The 16,882-nt window shown below is 70.4% G+C and carries 11 protein-coding genes and 1 pseudogene; 6 read left to right on the top strand and 6 right to left on the bottom strand.

What is annotated here, in order from left to right; genetic code table 11:
• Position 1 precedes the first annotated feature (1 nt).
• A complete protein-coding gene (locus ACZYZ9_RS19825) occupies positions 2-2,479 on the bottom strand; it encodes a PE family protein (protein WP_463827971.1) in 2,478 nt (825 codons plus the stop codon).
• A gap of 320 nt (positions 2,480-2,799) precedes the next feature.
• Between ACZYZ9_RS19825 and ACZYZ9_RS19820 the strand changes: the two genes are divergently transcribed.
• The gene (locus tag ACZYZ9_RS19820; protein ID WP_463827970.1) at positions 2,800-6,045 is read left to right on the top strand and encodes a PE family protein; all 3,246 of its coding nucleotides are present in this window, start codon (positions 2,800-2,802) and stop codon (positions 6,043-6,045) included.
• Positions 6,046-6,085: 40 nt separating this feature from the next.
• Here ACZYZ9_RS19820 and ACZYZ9_RS19815 read toward each other — a convergent pair whose 3' ends face one another.
• The 4 genes from ACZYZ9_RS19815 to ACZYZ9_RS19800 are packed head-to-tail and all read right to left on the bottom strand — an operon-like array spanning position 6,086 to position 10,303.
• A complete protein-coding gene (locus tag ACZYZ9_RS19815; protein ID WP_463827969.1) occupies positions 6,086-8,194 on the bottom strand; it encodes a glycoside hydrolase family 3 protein in 2,109 nt (702 codons plus the stop codon).
• Positions 8,191-8,685 (bottom strand): TIGR04338 family metallohydrolase, encoded by a 495-nt coding sequence (locus ACZYZ9_RS19810; RefSeq protein ID WP_463827968.1) that lies wholly within the window; start codon positions 8,683-8,685, stop codon positions 8,191-8,193. Before ACZYZ9_RS19810 ends, ACZYZ9_RS19815 begins: the two co-directional genes overlap by 4 nt.
• The gene (locus tag ACZYZ9_RS19805) at positions 8,682-9,431 is read right to left on the bottom strand and encodes a DUF2786 domain-containing protein (protein ID WP_463827967.1); all 750 of its coding nucleotides are present in this window, start codon (positions 9,429-9,431) and stop codon (positions 8,682-8,684) included. Before ACZYZ9_RS19805 ends, ACZYZ9_RS19810 begins: the two co-directional genes overlap by 4 nt.
• A 32-nt stretch (positions 9,432-9,463) precedes the next feature.
• Positions 9,464-10,303 carry an alpha/beta hydrolase gene (locus tag ACZYZ9_RS19800; RefSeq protein WP_463827966.1) on the bottom strand — a complete coding sequence of 280 codons (840 nt, stop codon included), beginning with the start codon at positions 10,301-10,303 and terminating at the stop codon, positions 9,464-9,466.
• Positions 10,304-10,375: 72 nt separating this feature from the next.
• Here ACZYZ9_RS19800 and ACZYZ9_RS19795 point away from each other — a divergent pair, with 72 nt between their 5' ends.
• The 5 genes and pseudogenes from ACZYZ9_RS19795 (at position 10,376) to ACZYZ9_RS19775 (ending at position 16,210) form a co-directional block, all read left to right on the top strand.
• Positions 10,376-11,365, top strand: a complete 990-nt coding sequence (locus ACZYZ9_RS19795; RefSeq protein WP_463827965.1) for a sigma-70 family RNA polymerase sigma factor — start codon at positions 10,376-10,378, stop codon at positions 11,363-11,365.
• On the top strand, positions 11,362-12,780 hold the full coding sequence (locus tag ACZYZ9_RS19790) for an alpha/beta hydrolase domain-containing protein (RefSeq protein ID WP_463827964.1): 1,419 nt from the start codon (positions 11,362-11,364) through the stop codon (positions 12,778-12,780). The genes ACZYZ9_RS19795 and ACZYZ9_RS19790 overlap by 4 nt, the downstream gene beginning before the upstream one ends.
• Before the next feature lie 55 nt (positions 12,781-12,835).
• Positions 12,836-13,561: a pirin family protein gene (locus tag ACZYZ9_RS19785; protein ID WP_463827963.1), complete on the top strand. Its 726-nt coding sequence runs from the start codon at positions 12,836-12,838 to the stop codon at positions 13,559-13,561.
• Between the two features lie 45 nt (positions 13,562-13,606).
• Complete coding sequence (locus ACZYZ9_RS19780) at positions 13,607-15,016, top strand: YhgE/Pip domain-containing protein (RefSeq protein ID WP_463827962.1); 1,410 nt, start codon at positions 13,607-13,609, stop codon at positions 15,014-15,016.
• A 71-nt stretch (positions 15,017-15,087) separates the two neighbouring features.
• Positions 15,088-16,210, top strand: a pseudogene (locus ACZYZ9_RS19775) (phosphodiester glycosidase family protein).
• Here the strand turns inward: ACZYZ9_RS19775 and ACZYZ9_RS19770 are convergent.
• Positions 16,203-16,874 (bottom strand): YoaK family protein, encoded by a 672-nt coding sequence (locus ACZYZ9_RS19770; RefSeq protein WP_463827961.1) that lies wholly within the window; start codon positions 16,872-16,874, stop codon positions 16,203-16,205. The pseudogene ACZYZ9_RS19775 and the gene ACZYZ9_RS19770 sit on opposite strands and share 8 nt — an antisense overlap.
• Between the last annotated feature and the right edge of the window lie 8 nt (positions 16,875-16,882).

The following is a 16,882-nucleotide window of genomic DNA, read 5'->3' as shown; positions in this document are numbered from 1 at the left end:
GTTACGGAGAGCCATTGGTGCCGGGGGCACCGGGCTGACCGCCGGGACCGCCGGCTCCGGCGGCTCCGCCGAGACCTCCTTGCGCATTTGCACCACCCACCGCGTTTCCGCCGTCTCCGCCGTCGCCCCCGTCGGTGAGTGGGCTGGCTGCGTTGCCGCCGTCCCCGCCGCGACCGCCCAGACTATTGCCGGTTCCCGCGTTGGTTCCGTCGCCGCCCCGACCGCCGTTTCCGCCGTCGCCGGCGATGCCTGCGCCGCCCGCCCCGCCGCGCCCCCCAACAGCATCTGCTGCGGAACCCGGCTCAGTGACACTCGCGTCACCACCGCGTCCCCCGATTCCGGCGTGACCACCGGTCGCTGCGCCGCCGGCCCCGCCGGCGCCGCCGACCGCGTCCGTCAACGAGGTGCCGGAGTTCACCGCCGCACCGCCTTTCCCGCCCGCGCCACCCGCGCCGGCGGTGCCATTGCCGCCCGCACCTCCGGTGCCGGCGGTCAGTATGTCGGTGACGTTGCCACGCGCAATTCCACCATCACCGCCCTTTCCGCCGGTGGTGCCGGTGCCGCCCTGCCCGCCGGCGCCGGCGACCGAAGCTTGCCCGCCGACGGAGTAGGCGTTCCCGCCGCGGCCGCCGTTGCCACCGGCCACCGCGGTCCCACCGTCGGCACCGGCCCCGCCGGCGCCCCCGGTGGCATTCCCGGTGCCGCCGGCGATGGCCGTGCCCCCGCCTCCTCCGTCGCCGCCGCCGGCCGCGCCGGCACCGCCGTCACCACCCTGACCACCGGTGACGTTTCCCGGACCATTGTTCAGCGTCGCGAAGCCACCGCCACCGCCGGTGCCGCCGAGATGAGTGGTCCCGGTACCGCCTGTGCCGCCGTTCCCGGAGATCGCGTTCGCCGTGCCGCCGCTCACCGCCGCACCGCCGTTCCCACCGGTGCCGCCCCACGGTCCCTCGCCGCCGGAACCACCGGCGCCTCCGTGGGCGGTTCCGTTGCCGGTGCTTGTCGCAACGCCACCGTCACCGCCGCGTCCGCCGACACCGGTGTCGTCGGCAGTTCCGGTGCCGCCGGTGCCGCCCTTCCCACCGAACACGTCGTCGTCGCCCGCGGTGGTGGCGGTACCTCCGGCTCCCCCGTCACCGCCGTCGCTGCCGTCGCCGCCTCTTCCTCCGGTGCCGCCGGCGCCCGTGCTGCCACCGGTACCGCCGGTGCCCGGCGTGCCTCCGGCACCTCCGGTGCCGCCGTTGCCACCGTCGCCGTCCTTTGCGGACCCGTTGCCACCCTGGCCGCCTTCACCGCCGGTACCGCCGGTCCCGCCGTTGCCGTTGATGCCACCGTTGCCCGCGCCGCCGGTACCTCCGGTGCCGCCCTGGGCGCCGGACGTGCCATTGCCGCCTTCACCGAGGAGGCCGACGCCCGCGATCCCTTGCATGCCCGCACCCCCGGTGCCACCGGTGCCGCCTTTGCCCCCGGTGCCGATAGCACCGGGTGCTGCGCCGTCAGCGCCGGCTCCGCCGATGCCGGCAGTTCCGCCGGTGCCACCCTGACCGCCGTTGGTGGCCCCGGAACCGGTGTCGGCAAGTCCTTCGCCGCCCTGGCCGCCCATTCCGCCAGTGCCACCAACTCCGCCGGCACCGCCCCCGCCATGGGCGCCCTGCGTTCCACCGAACAGACCCGGGGCTCGCCCGCCAGCGCCGCCCCCAGCGCCATTACCACCGATGCCACCTTGACCGCCCTGACCGCCCTGCTCGCCGATGCCGCCCGGGCCGCCGCCAGCAATGCCATTGATGCCGGTGCCTCCGGTACCGCCTGTTCCGCCGACGCCACCGGCTCCGCCCGGGCCGCCATTGCCCCAGAGCAGACCTCCGGTGCCGCCGGCGCCGCCCGTACCGCCGGCACCGCCGCTACCGCCGACTGCGCCCTGGGCGCCGATCGATCCGGTGACACCGGTTCCGCCGGTACCGCCGGCGCCCCCGTGTCCGATGAGGCCGGCGTCGCCACCCCGGCCGCCGGTCTGTCCGGGTGCCCCGGACCCGCCGTCACCACCGTTACCCCACAGCAGACCGCCAGCTCCGCCCGCTTGTCCGGTTCCCGGGGCACCGTTGACACCGTTGCCGATCAACGGGCGCCCCAGCAGCAGATTGGTCGGCGCGTTGATGACATCCAGAACGAGGTGCTCGAGAAGCACCAAGGGGGAGGCACTGGCGGCATCGGCGGCGACATAGGCGCCGGCTGCGGTGGCCGTGGCCTGGACGAACTGTGCATGGAACTGCGCCGCTCGGCCACTCAGCGCCTGATACTCACGGGCGTAATTGCCGAAAAGTTCGGCAATAGCCAGGGATACTTCATCGCTGGCGGCGCTGAGGACAGCTGTAGTGGAACGTGCGGCCGCTGAACTGGCTTGCGTCACCGATGACTGGATTCCAGCGAGTTGCTGCGAAGCGGAAATCATTGTTTCTGGTACCGCAATTACGTGCGTCATCGGGCCGGTGTGCCTTTCCTGAGACCGATTGAATTTTCGCCTCGGGAGCGTAGTCCGGAACAGTTCGGTATGAACTGGTTTTTACGTAGATTTATGCTGATCAGCACGCCGGTACCGCTTTCCGGATATCGCATACACAGATGCATTCCCATTCACAAGTGCATTCTGGTTGCTGCGCTCAGCGTTGTTGTACACCTATGTTTTTCAAATAAACTTCATTACCCGTCGGCGATCAGAAACTTCAACTAATGTCGCCCGCGGTGTCCGGCGTCGTGCCGGATCAACCTTCCCGCTTGCCCACACACCACTGAGGTATCGCCGTGTCGTTTCTGCGTTTATCGCCCGATGTGGTGGCCTCCGCGGCTGCCGACCTACGCCGAATCGGCACCGGTGTCGCGGCTGGCAACGCCGCTGCGGCCACCGTCACGACCCAGGTGGGCAGCGCGGCCGCCGACGAGATATCCCTCGCCGTCGCTGAGCTTTTCTCCCAGCACGCCGCCAACTACCAGAGGCTGGCCGCCGATGCCTCGGCGTTCCACAGCCAGTTCGTCGGCAACCTGCTGTCCGGCGCGGACAGCTACCTGTCGAATGAGGCGGCGAACACCGGCCTGCTCGGGCTGCTGAACGGTCCCAGCAACGTTCTGCTCGGCCGGCCGCTGATCGGCAACGGCGCCAACGGTGCCACCGTCGACGGCGTCGGCACCGCCGGCGGTGCAGGCGGGATCCTGTACGGCAACGGCGGCAGGGGCGGCACCAGCACCAAAGCCGGGGCGACCGGTGGAGCCGGCGGGGCCGCCGGACTCATCGGCAACGGCGGTGCCGGCGGTCTGGGTGGCGCGGGCGGGACCGGCGGCGCGGGCGGCAGCGGCGGATGGCTGCTCGGCAACGGTGGCGCAGGGGGCACAGGTGGGGCCGGACTGGCCGGGACCACCGGCCCGGGTGGCCAGCAGGGCGGCGACGGTGGGAGTGGCGGCCGCGGCGGAGTCGGTGGCACCGCCGGCCTGTTCGGCGCCGGTGGTACCGGCGGCGACGGTGGTCGGGGCGGCGACGGTGGCACCGGCGGCAAGGGAGTGACCGGCAGCGCGAACTATTCCGACGGCGGCAACGGCGGCCAAGCCGGTACCGGCGGCGATGCCGGAGCCGGTGGCAATGCGGGCCCGTTCGGCACCAATGGCAGCGGCGGGCGCGGCGGCCACGGCGGGACTGGTGGAATCGGCGGTCTCGGGGCTCCTGACTCCTCAGATGCCTTCGGCGGCAGTGCCGGAGGTGTCGGCGGCGATGGCGGGAATGCCGGCGCCGGCGGTGCCGCCGGGACCGGCGGCAGCGGCGGATCCTCGGGCGCTTACGGCGACGGCGGTAAGGGTGGCACCGGTGGCGAAGGCGGAGCCGGCACGCACGCGACAACGACCGGCAGTCCCAACGGCGGCAAGGGCGGTCCAGGTGGGCAGGGCGGATCAGGCGGCGACAGCGGCGCCGGTGGTCGCAACGGAGATGGCGGTGACGGCGGCGTTGGAGGCGTCGGTGCCGACGGTGCGGACGGCGCCGCCGACACCGGCAGCGGCGCTGGCGACGGTGGCAGCGGCGGCGACGGCGGCACCGGCGGAACCAGCGGCATCGCCGGTACCGGCGGCAGCGGCGGAACTGGTGGTACCGCCGGTAGAGGCGGTACCGGGGGCAACGGTGGCCAAGGGGCGGCCGGCCTGGCGGGATCCGGGCACCTGGGCGGCCACGGCGGCCACGCCGGCGACGGCGGCGACGGCGGAAACAGTCCGGCCGGCGGTACCAACGGCGACGGCGGCGTGGGCGGCCGCGGGGGCAACGGCGGTGTCGGTGGCAGTGGTGCCGCCGACAGCGGCAGCGGCAGCCAGAACGGCGGCAACGGCGGCAATGGCGGTCACGGCGGCGTCGGCGGTGCCGACGGCCACGGTGACGGCGCCGTCGGCAAGGCCGCCGCCGGTGGCGACGGCGGCACCGGAGGGGGAGGCGCTGTCGGTGGCGACGCGACGGCAGGTTCCCAGCGTTACGGCGGCTATGGCGGCTATGGCGGTTTCGGCGGAAACGGCGGATCCGGCGGCGGCGGTGAAATCGGTGCCGGCGGCGACGGTGGCAACGGCGGCAAGGGCGGCGACTCGGCCGCCGGCGGACTCAACGGGGACGGAACGCGCAACAGCTGGGGTGCCGCCGGCACCGGCGGCGACGGCGGCAACGGCGGCAACGGCGGCAACGCCGCACTCGGGCAGGCCGGACCAGAGGGCGGACACGGCGGTCACGGCGGACTCGGCGGTAACAGCGGCACCGGCGGGACCGCGGGCACCGGCGGCGACGGTGGACAGGGCGGGGAAGGCGGCGACGGCGGCGGGGACGGCACCACCGGCCAGCCCGGCCTGATCGGCGGCACCGGTGGCAATGGCGGCGACGGCGGCGATCCGGGCACAGGTGGAGCCGCCGCGACCGGCGGCAGAGGCGGCAACGGGGGCGCCGGTGGCGAGGGCGGCTGGGGCGGCGCCGGTAGCAACGCGGCAGGCCTACCCGGTGCCACCGGGGGTACCGGCGGCAACGGCGGCAACCCGGGTACCGGCAGCACCGCCGGCAATGGTGGCAACGGCGGACAAGGCGGCTGGGGCGGTGACGGCGACGGAGGTGTCGGACAACCGGGCTATGCCGGTGGCAACGGCGGCATGGGCGGCACCGGCGGGCTTCCCGGCCCCGGTGGCACCGCCGGCAACGGTGGCGAGGGCGGATTGGGCGGCCAGGGTGGCGAGGGCGCCGTCGGCGGACCCAACCAGCAGGGATACCAAGGCGGAATCGGCGGACAGGGCGGACAGGGCGGCCTCGGCGGCTCGGCCGGCCTGGGTGGCACCAACGGCAACGGCGGCCTCGGCGGCACGGGTGGCCAGGGTGGCGACGGCGGCCTCGGCGGCAACGGGGACAACACCTCGCCGTTGCCGGCGGGCGGCGGCGGTACGGGCGGACTCGGCGGCAACGGCGGCGGTGGCGGACAACCCGGGTCGGGAACCGGTAATTCCGGTGGGGTCGGCGGAGCAGGTACCGGCGGCGTCGGCGGTACCGGTGGCGTGGGCGGCGGCGGTTATGACGGTGCGGTCGGTGGCGTGGGCGGCGACGGCGGTCAGGGCGGTTCCGGAGCACCCGGCCTACCGGGCCAGGCCGGTGGAACCGGCGGTGTCGGCGGTATCGGTGGTGGCGGCGGGCCGGCAGCCGGTGGCGGTGACGCGGGTGCGGGCGGTATCGGTGGCATCGGCGGCACGGGCGGAAAGGGCGGCGACGCAACGACTTCCGGCCAGGCCGGCGCACACGGCGGGCACGGCGGCAACGGCGGCGGCGGCGGAGGCGGCGGGGTCCCCACCGGCGGCGGTAAAGGTGCCGACGGCGGCGACGGCGGCGACGGTGGTTCGGGCGGCGCCGGTGGCGACGGCGATGCCGCACCGGGTGGCAGCGGCGGAACCGGCGGCACCGGCGGCACCGGCGGCCACGGCACCCCGCCTGGTGGTGTCGACGGCTCCGCCGGCGACCCCGGACTGGATGGATTGGACGGCGGAACCGGCTGAGTCACCCCGGTGCCCGCGGGTCGTACGTTCGGGGTGTCCCTCAGCACCCGAACGTGCGGCCGGTTAACTCGACCTCGCCGGTCAACCTCAGGTCCACCGCCGACGCGCCGACAGCCACCGCGTGCCGGCCCGCCGCGATCCGCCAGCTCCCCGCCTCGAAGCGGGCCAGCAGCCGCGGCTCGGCGTGGATGTGTACCCGGCGGGACTCCCCGGGCAGCAGTTCCACCCTGTCGAAACCCAACAGCCGCAACCGCTTTCCGTCGGGCGCTGCGGTCAGATACAGCTGCGGCACCTCGGTGCCGGTCCGCTCGCCGGTGTTGACCACGGTGCAGGTGACGGCCACCGTATCGCCGCCGACAATCTCGAGCTCGCGGTACTCGAAGCTGGTGTAGGACAACCCGTGGCCGAACGCGAACAACGGTTCCTGCCCGGTGGACGCGAACCACCGGTAACCGACCTCGGCGCCCTCGGTGTAGTGGATCGTGCTCGGCGTCCCCAGCCCGGCGACCTCGGGCAGTTGCGGTCGCGGTGTCTGGCCGAGATCCGCCGGAAAGGTGACCGGCAGCCGTCCCGACGGATTGACCTGTCCGGCAATGACTTCGGCGATGGCCTGACCACCCCGCTGCCCGGGATACCAGGCCTGCAGGATTGCGTTCACCGCAGCGCGCCACGGCATCACCACCGGGTTGCCGGTCTCGAGCACCACCACCGTGTTCGGGTTGACCGCCGCGACTGCGGCGATCAGCGCATCCTGGCCCCACGGCAGCGACAGGTCCGCGCCGTCGAATCCCTCCCCTTCGGCTCGGGTTGCGAACACGATCGCGATGTCGGCGCGGCGGGCCACCGGGACCGCCTCGGCGGGGTTGATGCCGGGGTCGAATTCGACTTCGGCGTGCGGGAATTGCTTTCTGAGTTCCTCGAGCGGGCTCGACGGCAGTAGATACAGATTGCGCATCCCGGCTTCCAGCCCGGCGCCCCCGATCGGGACCACACCCGCATAGCCGCCGGGCGGCAGCACGGTGCTGGAGCCGTATCCGGCCGGCACACCGAGCTGAGCGTGGCCGCCGATCACCGCGATCCGGGCTGCGGACGTCACCGGAAGGACTCCCCGGTTCTGCAGCAGCACGATGCCCTGACGCGCGACTTCGGTCGCAATAGCGTTGTGCGCGTGCATATCCGGCTCCGGCACCGGCCCCCATCGGTCCGCCCCGACGGCGAAGATGGACCGCAGGATGCGGCGCACCATGTCGGACAGCCGCTCGGCGGGCAACCGTCCATCGGCGTACGCCGCGCGCAGCGGCTCGCCGAAGGTCTCTGCCTGCCAGAGCAACGCATCGATCTGCGCGCCGCATTCCTGGTCGAGCCCGGCCAGCGCACACTCCCAACCCGGTGTGCCGCCCCAGTCCGACATGACCCAGCCGCGGTATCCCCACCCGCCTTTGAGTATCTCGGTGAGCAGGACTGCGTTGGCCGCGCAGTAGGCGCCGTTGACCTTGTTGTAGGCAGCCATCACCGCCCCGGGGCGGCCCCGCTCGATCGCAATCTGGAAAGCCAGCAGGTCGGATTCGCGGTGTGCGTCGGGGTCGATGACCGCGTCGAGCCAGTGCCGATTGGTCTCGTTGCAGTTCAGCGCGAAATGCTTCGCCGTGCTGATGACACCGTGCTGCTGGATGCCGAGGATCTGTTCGGCGGCCAGCACCCCACTCAGCAGCGGATCTTCGGAGAAGTATTCGAAGTTGCGGCCGTTGCGCGGGTCGCGGGCCAGGTTCATCGCACCGGCCAGTTGTACGTTCAGTCCGCGGCTGCGTGCCTCCGCGCCGATCACCGATCCCGCGGCGCGGGCCAGCTCCGGGTTGAAACTGGCCGCCAGCGCCAGCCCGGCGGGCAGGGCGGTGGCGGTGTCACCCGGGCGGAAACCGGGATTGGTCACCCCGAGTCCGGCGTCGCTCATCCGCAGTGCCGGCACGCCGAGGCGGGCGATGCCCGGCACATATCCGGCGCTCATCGGTACCTCCGGCGGGATGCGCTCGTCGCGCAGCGGCCACATGTCCCCGGCACCCATGACGCCCACCAACAGGGCGAACCGCTCGTCGTCGGTCAGCTGCGCTTCGACTTCGTGTGCGCGCGCATCGGCTTCGTGGTCCTTCATCGCACTCCCTCTTTGGCGTACACCACCCGCAGCACATGCCCTACTTCGGGACCCATCACCAACTCCGTCAACGTGCACATCGTCGCTACGAACTCCGGCCCGTGTGCCGGGGCGACCTGGCTCAGATGGTGCGCCACCTCGTGCAGCACCACCAATTCACGCATCGCCCAGTCGGCGCTGACCCGGTCCGGAACAGCGATAGTGCCGGCGCCGCCGCGGTTTTCGTAGTGCGCGGCGCTGGCCGCGCGTCGCGCCCGGACCCGCAGCGGTGACACCGTCGGCCACTGCAACCGCACCGCGGGCAGCGCCAACACGTCGTCGACGTAGCGCTGCACCGACTCGACGGACGCGAACCGGGCCTCGGGCGGCAGCGTCAGCTGCGTACCGAAGAACTGCACGCTCGGCAACCCGTGCTCCCGGGCGCGGTCGAACATCGCCCGGACGAAGACTTCGGCCCCATAGACCTTGGCGCGCTGGGTATCTCGCGTCACCGGCCCAGCGCGGTCCGGGCGCCCGGCAACTCGGGACTGTTGCCCAGCCGGGCCCGTCGACCGGCCCGGTCACCCGCGCGTCGGGCAGCCGACGAGTACCCGGCCGTGGCCCGGCTGGCCTGCCAGGTGCCCCGCGCCCTCGATGCGCTCCGGTAGTGATCACGCAGCTCGACTTCTTTGTCCCGCAACGCGATCGCCGTCCCCGGCGCGCGACTGCGATCCCTGGTCACTTCCTGACGGGCCTGCTCGCGCGCTTCGGCCAGCCGCTGACCGACCCGCGCCCCGAACGCGAGCTGGAAGTTGAGCCGGGCGGTGATGGTCGGCGTGGGACGGTGCGCGCCGGACGCCAGGTAGGCATCCGAGGCGCGCACCATCTGCACCACCAGGCTGGCGTACAACGCGTGGGTGGCGTCGATGTCCTCGGCGAATCCGTAGGCGTAGATGAACGTGGAGTTGGACGCGATGTCGCAGCGCACGTCGTTCGCCGCGGCGATCAGCACGAAAAGCTGTGCGTACGTGCGCAACCCGCGCGTGCCCGCGTTGCCGATGGTAATGGTGCGCTGGGTGGGGATCTGCGCGGCGGATCGGTTGGAGGAATGCGAACGCGCCACCGCCAGGTCGATGGACGCGGCCGTCGCCAACCGCTGTGCGGCACTCAGAAACGCGTCGGCTTCGTGGGTGTTGTCGGTACCCTCCGCCTGGCGTAGCAGTGCCGCGATACGGGACAGCATCTTATCGTCGGTCATGGGGCCAAACTAATCCGGCGGTCCGACACGCTTCACAGCCGCAGGTTGATCCACGACACCACGTCGCCCAGCACCTGATCCCGCTCGGGCTCGTTGAAGACCTCGTGGTACAGCCCCGGGTACTCCTTGAGCTGGACATCGCCGGAACCCACGCATCTGATGACCTGTCGGCTGCCCTGGATCGGGGTCAGCCGGTCCTCGGTGCCATGCAGCACCAGCAGCGGAGCCGTCACCGCCGGCGCCCGCTGGGACATCGTCTCGCCGACCGCCAGCAACGCGCGGCCGATCCCGGCCGAGACCTTGCCGTGGTACACCAGGGGATCGTCGTAGTAGGCCTTGACCACCTCGGGGTCCCGCGAGATCGCGTCGGTGTCCAGCGGCTGCACCGGCAAGCCGGGGGCCAGCGCGCCCAGCACCTTGGCGGCCAGCGCGACCACCGCGGGCACCATCTCCTGCGCGGCTATCGCCGGGGCCGAGAGCACCATCAGGTCGTAGTTGTCGGGACGTTCCACGCCGTAGGCGAACACGATCGCGCCGCCCATGCTGTGTCCCAGCACGATGCGCTTGAGACCCGGGTATTCCCGGGTGGCGATGCCGACGAGGGTGTCCAGGTCGGCGGTGTACTCCGCGATGTTCTTCACCTGCACCCGTTTGCCGCCGGAACGGCCGTGGCCGCGATGGTCCAGGGCGTAGGTGACCAGCCCGGCCTCCCCCAACCGCGTCGTGACGTGGTCGTAGCGGCGGGCGTGTTCGCCGAATCCGTGGGCCAGGACCACTACCGCGCGCGGTGCGACATCCGGCGACCACACGTCGTAGACGATGCGCACTCCGCCGACACCGTCGAAGGTCCGTTCCGTGCGGGTGGTAGTCATTGAGGGCAGCTTAGGCGACGGAAGGCGTCTCCTGCCTATGAGTTGTCACAGCGTCTGCGTAGTCTCGACCGGGTGAGTGTGCTCACCGAAAACACGGCCGGTGGCGAGGGTGCTTCGGCCTCCGATTTCGCCGCCCACGCCGAGCCTTATCGGCGTGAACTGCTCGCACACTGCTACCGGATGACCGGCTCCCTGCACGACGCCGAGGATCTGGTGCAGGAGACCCTGCTGCGGGCCTGGAAATCCTATGACCGGTTCGAGGGCAGATCCTCAGTGCGCACCTGGCTGTACCGCATCGCCACCAACACCTGCCTGACGGCCCTGGAGGGTCAGCAGCGCCGGCCGCTGCCGACCGGGCTGGGTACCTCCAGCTCGGACCCGACGGCGGAGCTCGTCGAGCGGGCCGAGGTGCCCTGGCTGGAGCCCCTGCCGCAGGCAGACCCGCACGATCCCGCGGAAGTGGTCGGCCGGCGCGAATCGGTGCGGCTGGCGTTCGTGGCCGCCCTGCAGCACCTGTCGGCGCGGCAGCGGGCGGTGTTGCTGCTGCGGGATGTGTTGCAGTGGAAGGCCGCCGAGGTGGCCGAGGCCATCGGCACCACCACCGTCGCCGTCAACAGTCTGCTGCAGCGGGCCCGCACCCAGTTGGAAGCTGTCGGGCCCAGCACGGAAGACCGGCTCGCGGACCCCGACTCGGCCCAGGCCCAGGATCTGCTGGCCCGCTACATCGCCGCGTTCGAGTCCTACGACATCGACCAGCTGGTCGACGTGTTCACCGCCGAGGCCATCTGGGAGATGCCGCCCTACACCGGCTGGTACCGGGGCGCGCGCGACATCATCGCGCTCATTCACCAGAAATGCCCCGCCGAGCTGCCGGGTGACATGCGGATGGTTCCGTTGCTGGCCAACGGACAGCCGGCGGCGGCGATGTACCTGCGGGTGGGCGAGCGGCATGTGCCGTTCCAGCTGCACGTCCTGGACATCCGCAGCGACGGTGTGTCGCATGTCGTCGCGTTTCTGGACGGGTCGTTGTTCACCACATTCGGACTGCCGGAGTCGCTGTGACAGATTCGCCTACCGCCACACCTGTGCCAGGTCAGCCGCTGCTGCTGTTGGGCGCCTTCGACATCGGCGAGGTGGGCTACGTCGCGCACGAGTTCTTCATCTCCGGCACCGCGCGGTCCTACACCCCCGAAGGCGAGCTGGACCCGGGCGGCCGGTGGACGGTAATCCCTTCGCAGACAGCGGATTACATCACCCGGATGGTGGTGCTGACTCCTGCCGATCACACCAGGTTCAACGGCTCCGTGCTGGTCGAGTGGCTCAATGTCAGCGGTGGCATCGATGCGCCGGCCGTCTGGATGATGGCTCACCGCGAGGTGATCCGCGCGGGCTACGCCTACGTCATGGTCTCGGTCCAGAAGGTCGGCGTCGACGGCGGAATGAATCTGCTGGGCATGGATATGTCGCTGAAAAGTCAAAGCCCGCAACGGTATGCGAGCCTGGAGCACCCCGGCGATGCGTTCGCCTACGACATCTTCTCCCAGGCCGGCCGGCTGGTCACCGACTCCGGCCCGGCCGTCCTGGACGGGCTGACCGCCGAGCACGTCATCGCCCTCGGTGAATCGCAGTCCGCGATGTTCTTGACCAGCTACATCAATGCCGTGGATCCGCTGGCTGAGGTGTACGACGGTTTTCTGGTGCACTCCCGCTTCGGCCCCGCCGCGCCGGTGGACAGCCGGTCCATCTTCGAGCTGCTCAACGCCCCCTCGACGCCGGTCAGGTTCCGGCCGGACCTGCGCGTGCCGCTCGTCACGGTCATCACCGAAACCGATCTCTTCGGCGCCACGCCGCAGGGGTACTACTTCGCCAGGCAACCCGACAACGAGCTGCTGCGGGTGTGGGAGATCGCCGGCGCCGCGCACGCCGACAATTACACGATCCAGGTCGCAGCCATCGACTCCGGGTCGGCGTCCATCGAGGACCTCGCGGCGGCCTACACCCCCACCCGCAGCCTGATGGGCCAGCAGCTCGACCACTACATCAACTTCGGCCCGCAACACCACTACGTGGTGCAGGCTGCGCTTGCCGCACTGCACAACTGGGTGCGCACCGGCGCGCCGCCGCCCAGCGCGCCATTGCTGGAGGTGCATGAGGACGACCCGCCCGCGCCGGTGCTGGACGCCCATGGCATCGCCGCGGGTGGCGTGCGCACCCCGTGGGTGGACATTCCGATCGCCCGGACGTCGGGGGTCAGCGACGACGCAAACATCATGTCGGCGATCTTCGGTTCCGGCGAACCATTCGACGAGGACACCCTGCGCCGGCTCTACCCGGGGGGCGCGCCGGATTACCTGGCCGGGTTCACCCTCGCGCTGGACGAGGCGATTCAGTCCGGTTTCATCCTGGCGGCCGATCGCGACGAGATCCTGCAACTGGCCGCCGCGACGTACCCCGGCCATCAGGACGCCCGACCGTGACCGGGCTCGATGACGCGCACGCCCGAGCCCTGCCGGCCGCACGAGGGTAGCGCCCGTGCCTGCCACCGTGGACATCCGGCGAGCCGTGGATCGCGCTGTCACCAGGACAGATTGGCTGCAGTCCCGGCATTCTTTCTCGTTCGGCGATCACTACGACCCCGACAACACCCACCACGGACTGCTGCTGGTCAACAACGACGACCGCGTGCAGCCGGCCACCGGATTCGACAGCCATCCACACCGGGACATGGAGATCGTCACCTGGGTACTGGACGGCGAACTCACTCACCGGGATTCGGCCGGCAACCAGGGTGTCATCTATCCCGGCCTGGCACAACGGATGTCGGCCGGCAGTGGCATTGTCCATTCGGAGAAGAACGAATCCTCTTTCAAGCCAGTGCATTTCATCCAGATGTGGATCGCGCCGGATCAGACCGGCATCACCCCCGGCCACCAGCAGGTCGATGTCGACGACCAACTGTCCCGCGGCGGTCTTCTCACCATCGCCTCGGGCATCCCCGGACACGACGGGGCCCTGACACTGCACAACCGCTCGGCCGCACTGCACGTCGCGCGGCTGGGCACCGGCGACTCGGTGGAGCTACCCGCGGCACCGTATCTGCACGCGTTCGTCACACGCGGCGAAGTGCGACTCGAGGACGCCGGCGAACTCGCGGTCGGTGACGCCGCCCGGCTCACCGACACCTGCGGCCGGCGGTTGACCGCGCTGCGGAACTGCGAGGTGCTGGTGTGGGAGATGCACGCGAAACTGGGCGGCTGACGGTCGGTTCGAGCCGATACAGTGGGCACGACAGACAGGAGCCCCATGTCTCAGAAGCAGGCTCGGCACGCGCTGCCCAAGCCCGACCGGAACACCAAGTCCCTTCGCACGGTGCGGTTCTGGGCGGCGCCCATCGTCATCACGTTGGCGTTGCTGTCCGCGTTGTCCGCGCTGTATCTGGGCGGCATCCTGAATCCGACCACCAACCTGCGGCATTTCCCGGTCGCCGTCGTCAACCAGGACGCCGGGCCGTATGGCAAACAGGTGGTGGACGGTCTGCTGGCCAACGCGGACAAGGACAAGTTCGACGTCCGCGTCGTGACTCAGGCCGAAGCCAGACAGTTGCTCGACCGAGCCCAGGTGTACGGCGAGCTGGTCATCCCGGTGTCGTTCTCGTCGACGCTGCATGAGCTCGGCGAGAGTGCGTTGTCGCCCAGCCGCGGGCAACGGGCGACCATCACGATCTCGACCAACCCGCGGGCCGGCACCCTCGGCTCGAGCATCGCCGGTCAGGCGCTGACCCAGGTGGCGACCACGGCGAATGCCAAGATCGGCGAACGTCTTTCGGCCGAAGTCCAGGCCCAGGCCGCGGGTACGCCGCTGGCCGGCGCGACCATCCTCGCCGTGCAGAGTCCGATAGAGATCAAGTCGGCCGTGTACAACCCGCTACCCAATGGCACCGGAAACGGGTTGTCGGCCTTTTACTATGCGCTGCTGCTGTTGCTGGCCGGTTTCACCGGCAGCATCGTGGTCAGCACCCTGGTGGATTCGATGCTGGGTTATGTGCCAGCCGAATTCGGCCCGGTCTACCGCTTCGCCGAACAGGTCCGCATCTCGCGGTTCCGCACCCTGTTGATCAAGTGGATGCTGATGGTGGTGCTGGCGTTGCTCACGTCGGGGGTGTACATCGCCATCGCGCACAAGCTCGGCATGCCCATCCCGTCGGTCTGGCACCTCTGGCTCTACGGCGTGTTCGCCATCTGCGCGGTGGGCATCACGTCCAGTTCGCTGATCGCCGTGCTGGGTTCGATGGGCCTGCTGTTCAGCATGCTGATCTTTGTGATCCTGGGCCTGCCCTCGGCCGGGGCGACGGTGCCGCTGGAAGCCGTGCCGCCGTTGTTCCGCTGGCTGGCCGAGTTCGAACCTATGCACCAGGTTTTTCTGGGTGTGCGTTCGCTGCTTTACCTCGACGGCCACCCGGAAACCGGCCTGTCCCAGGCCCTGTTGATGACCGCCATCGGGCTGGTGATCGGGCTGCTGCTGGGCGGCATCGTCACACACCTGTACGACCGCAAGGGTTTTCACCGGATCCCGGGCGCGGTCGAGCTCGCGATCGCCGCGGAACATCAGGCACAGCACCAGGCGCGCACCGAGAAGGCGCGCAACGCCGAGGCCGCGCCCCCCACCGAAGACGACCCGGACGAGAAAGCCGAAACCCCAAGCGAGCAAACGTAATTCCGGCGCGGCCGAACCGTCACGCACCTGTGACATAAGTTGACAGTGTGACAGATGTGACTAATCCTGGGATGGTTCCTGTTCACCCGAACCGGGCCGAAAGGGTTTCCCGTGCTGACGCCATCTGCCGTGTTGCGCAGGCTGACGGCGAGTTGCGCCACCCTCGCGGTGTGCGTCGGCCTCGCAAGCACCGCCGGGCAACCGCTGGCCCGCGCTGCCGATGCGCGCGAGTTGCTGGAACAGGCCATCGCCACCACCAAGGGAACCTATCTGGTCTACAACTTCGGCGGCGGTCACCCGATGCCACTGCTCGACGGCTCGGGTCGCGCATACGAGATGAACAACGGCGGGCATCTGGTGATCATCAAGAGCGCGTCGTCGCGCCTGCAGCCGCACCTGCTGGTCGACAGCCACACCGGCGACCAGGCCAAGTGCGAGAACAACCCCGGCGCGCGCACCGGTGAAGGCCTCTGGCAGGCCTCGGAGACCTATGCCCCGCTGCAGGCCTGGGCCCGGATGGGACAGCCGACCGTCGCGATCAACGCGAACTTCTTCGACGTGCGCGGCCAGAAGGGCGGGTCGTGGCGCGACACCGGCTGCAGTTCGCCGCTGGGCGCCTTCGTGGACAACACCCACGGGCAGGGCCGCGCCAACCAGGCCGTCACCGGCACCGTCGCCTATCCGGGTAAACAGGGCCTCTCCGGTGGCAACGAGTCCTGGACGTCGCTGACGACGATGATCATTCCGGTCGGCGGAGCGCCATATGTGTTGCGGCCCAAGGGCAGAGAAGACTACGACCTCGCCACGCCAGTGATCCAGGATCTGCTGAACAAGAACGCGAAGTTCGTGGCGGTGGCCGGCATCGGCCTGCTGTCGCCCGGCAGCACCGGCCAGCTCAACGACGGTGGACCCAGTGCGGCGCGCACTGCGCTGGCCTACAACAAGCAGAAGGACGAGATGTACATCTTCGAGGGTGGCAACTACACCCCCGACAACATCCAGGACCTGTTCCGCGGCCTGGGCAGCGACACCGCGGTGTTGCTCGACGGTGGCGGCTCGTCGGCGATCGTGCTGCGCCGCGACACCGGCGGCATGTGGGCCGGTGCGGGGAGCCCCAAAGGCTCCTGCGACACCCGGCAGGTGCTGTGCGACTCGCACGAACGGGCACTGCCCAGCTGGCTCGCGTTCAACTAGGCCCGAACCGGAAGATCAGCATGCTGACCACGGTGATGCCTGCGGCCAGCGCGAGCACCGGAGCGACCACCAACCGCGTCAGCGTCGCACCCAGCACCGCCCCGGCGCACATCGTCAAAACCACGCTGTAGCGGAGCTTTTCGCGACTGCCGGTGCCCCCGGCCAGCCGGCTGTCCACCCCGAGGCCGACGATCGTCGACGTCAGGACCGTGGTGGTGAGCTCCTGGATGCCGAACTGGCGGGCGGTGGCATGCTGCAGTCCGTAGGCGATCGACAACCCGGCGATCAGGAACAGCTTGCTGTTGTCGTGGTAGCCGCAGACGCCGGTGCCCGCGGCGATCGACAACGCCGCCAGCAGGGCCGCTTCGGTGCCCAGCGCGGTGGTGAGCCAGGTCCTGATCCGATCGCCGAAATAACGCATCATCCTGCCCCCGAGAATGGTCCCGGCGACGAAGGACGGGAACGCAACCAGGGCCGCGGTCAGGTCCACGTTGGCGTCGGGGGCGAACCAGAAACCCAGGAAAATCACGTTGCCGGTCATGTTCGCCACGAACACGTGGCCGAGCACCAGGACACTGATCGCATCGGCCAGTCCCGTCGAAAAGGTCAGCAGCAGCAGGGCCGTGACGGTCAGCCGATGCGAGACCGGGGACGAGACAACCACGGCGGCAG

It is taken from the genome of Mycobacterium sp. IDUB_28, assembly GCF_055419285.1.
This window is presented reverse-complemented; position numbering and strand designations above follow the sequence as displayed.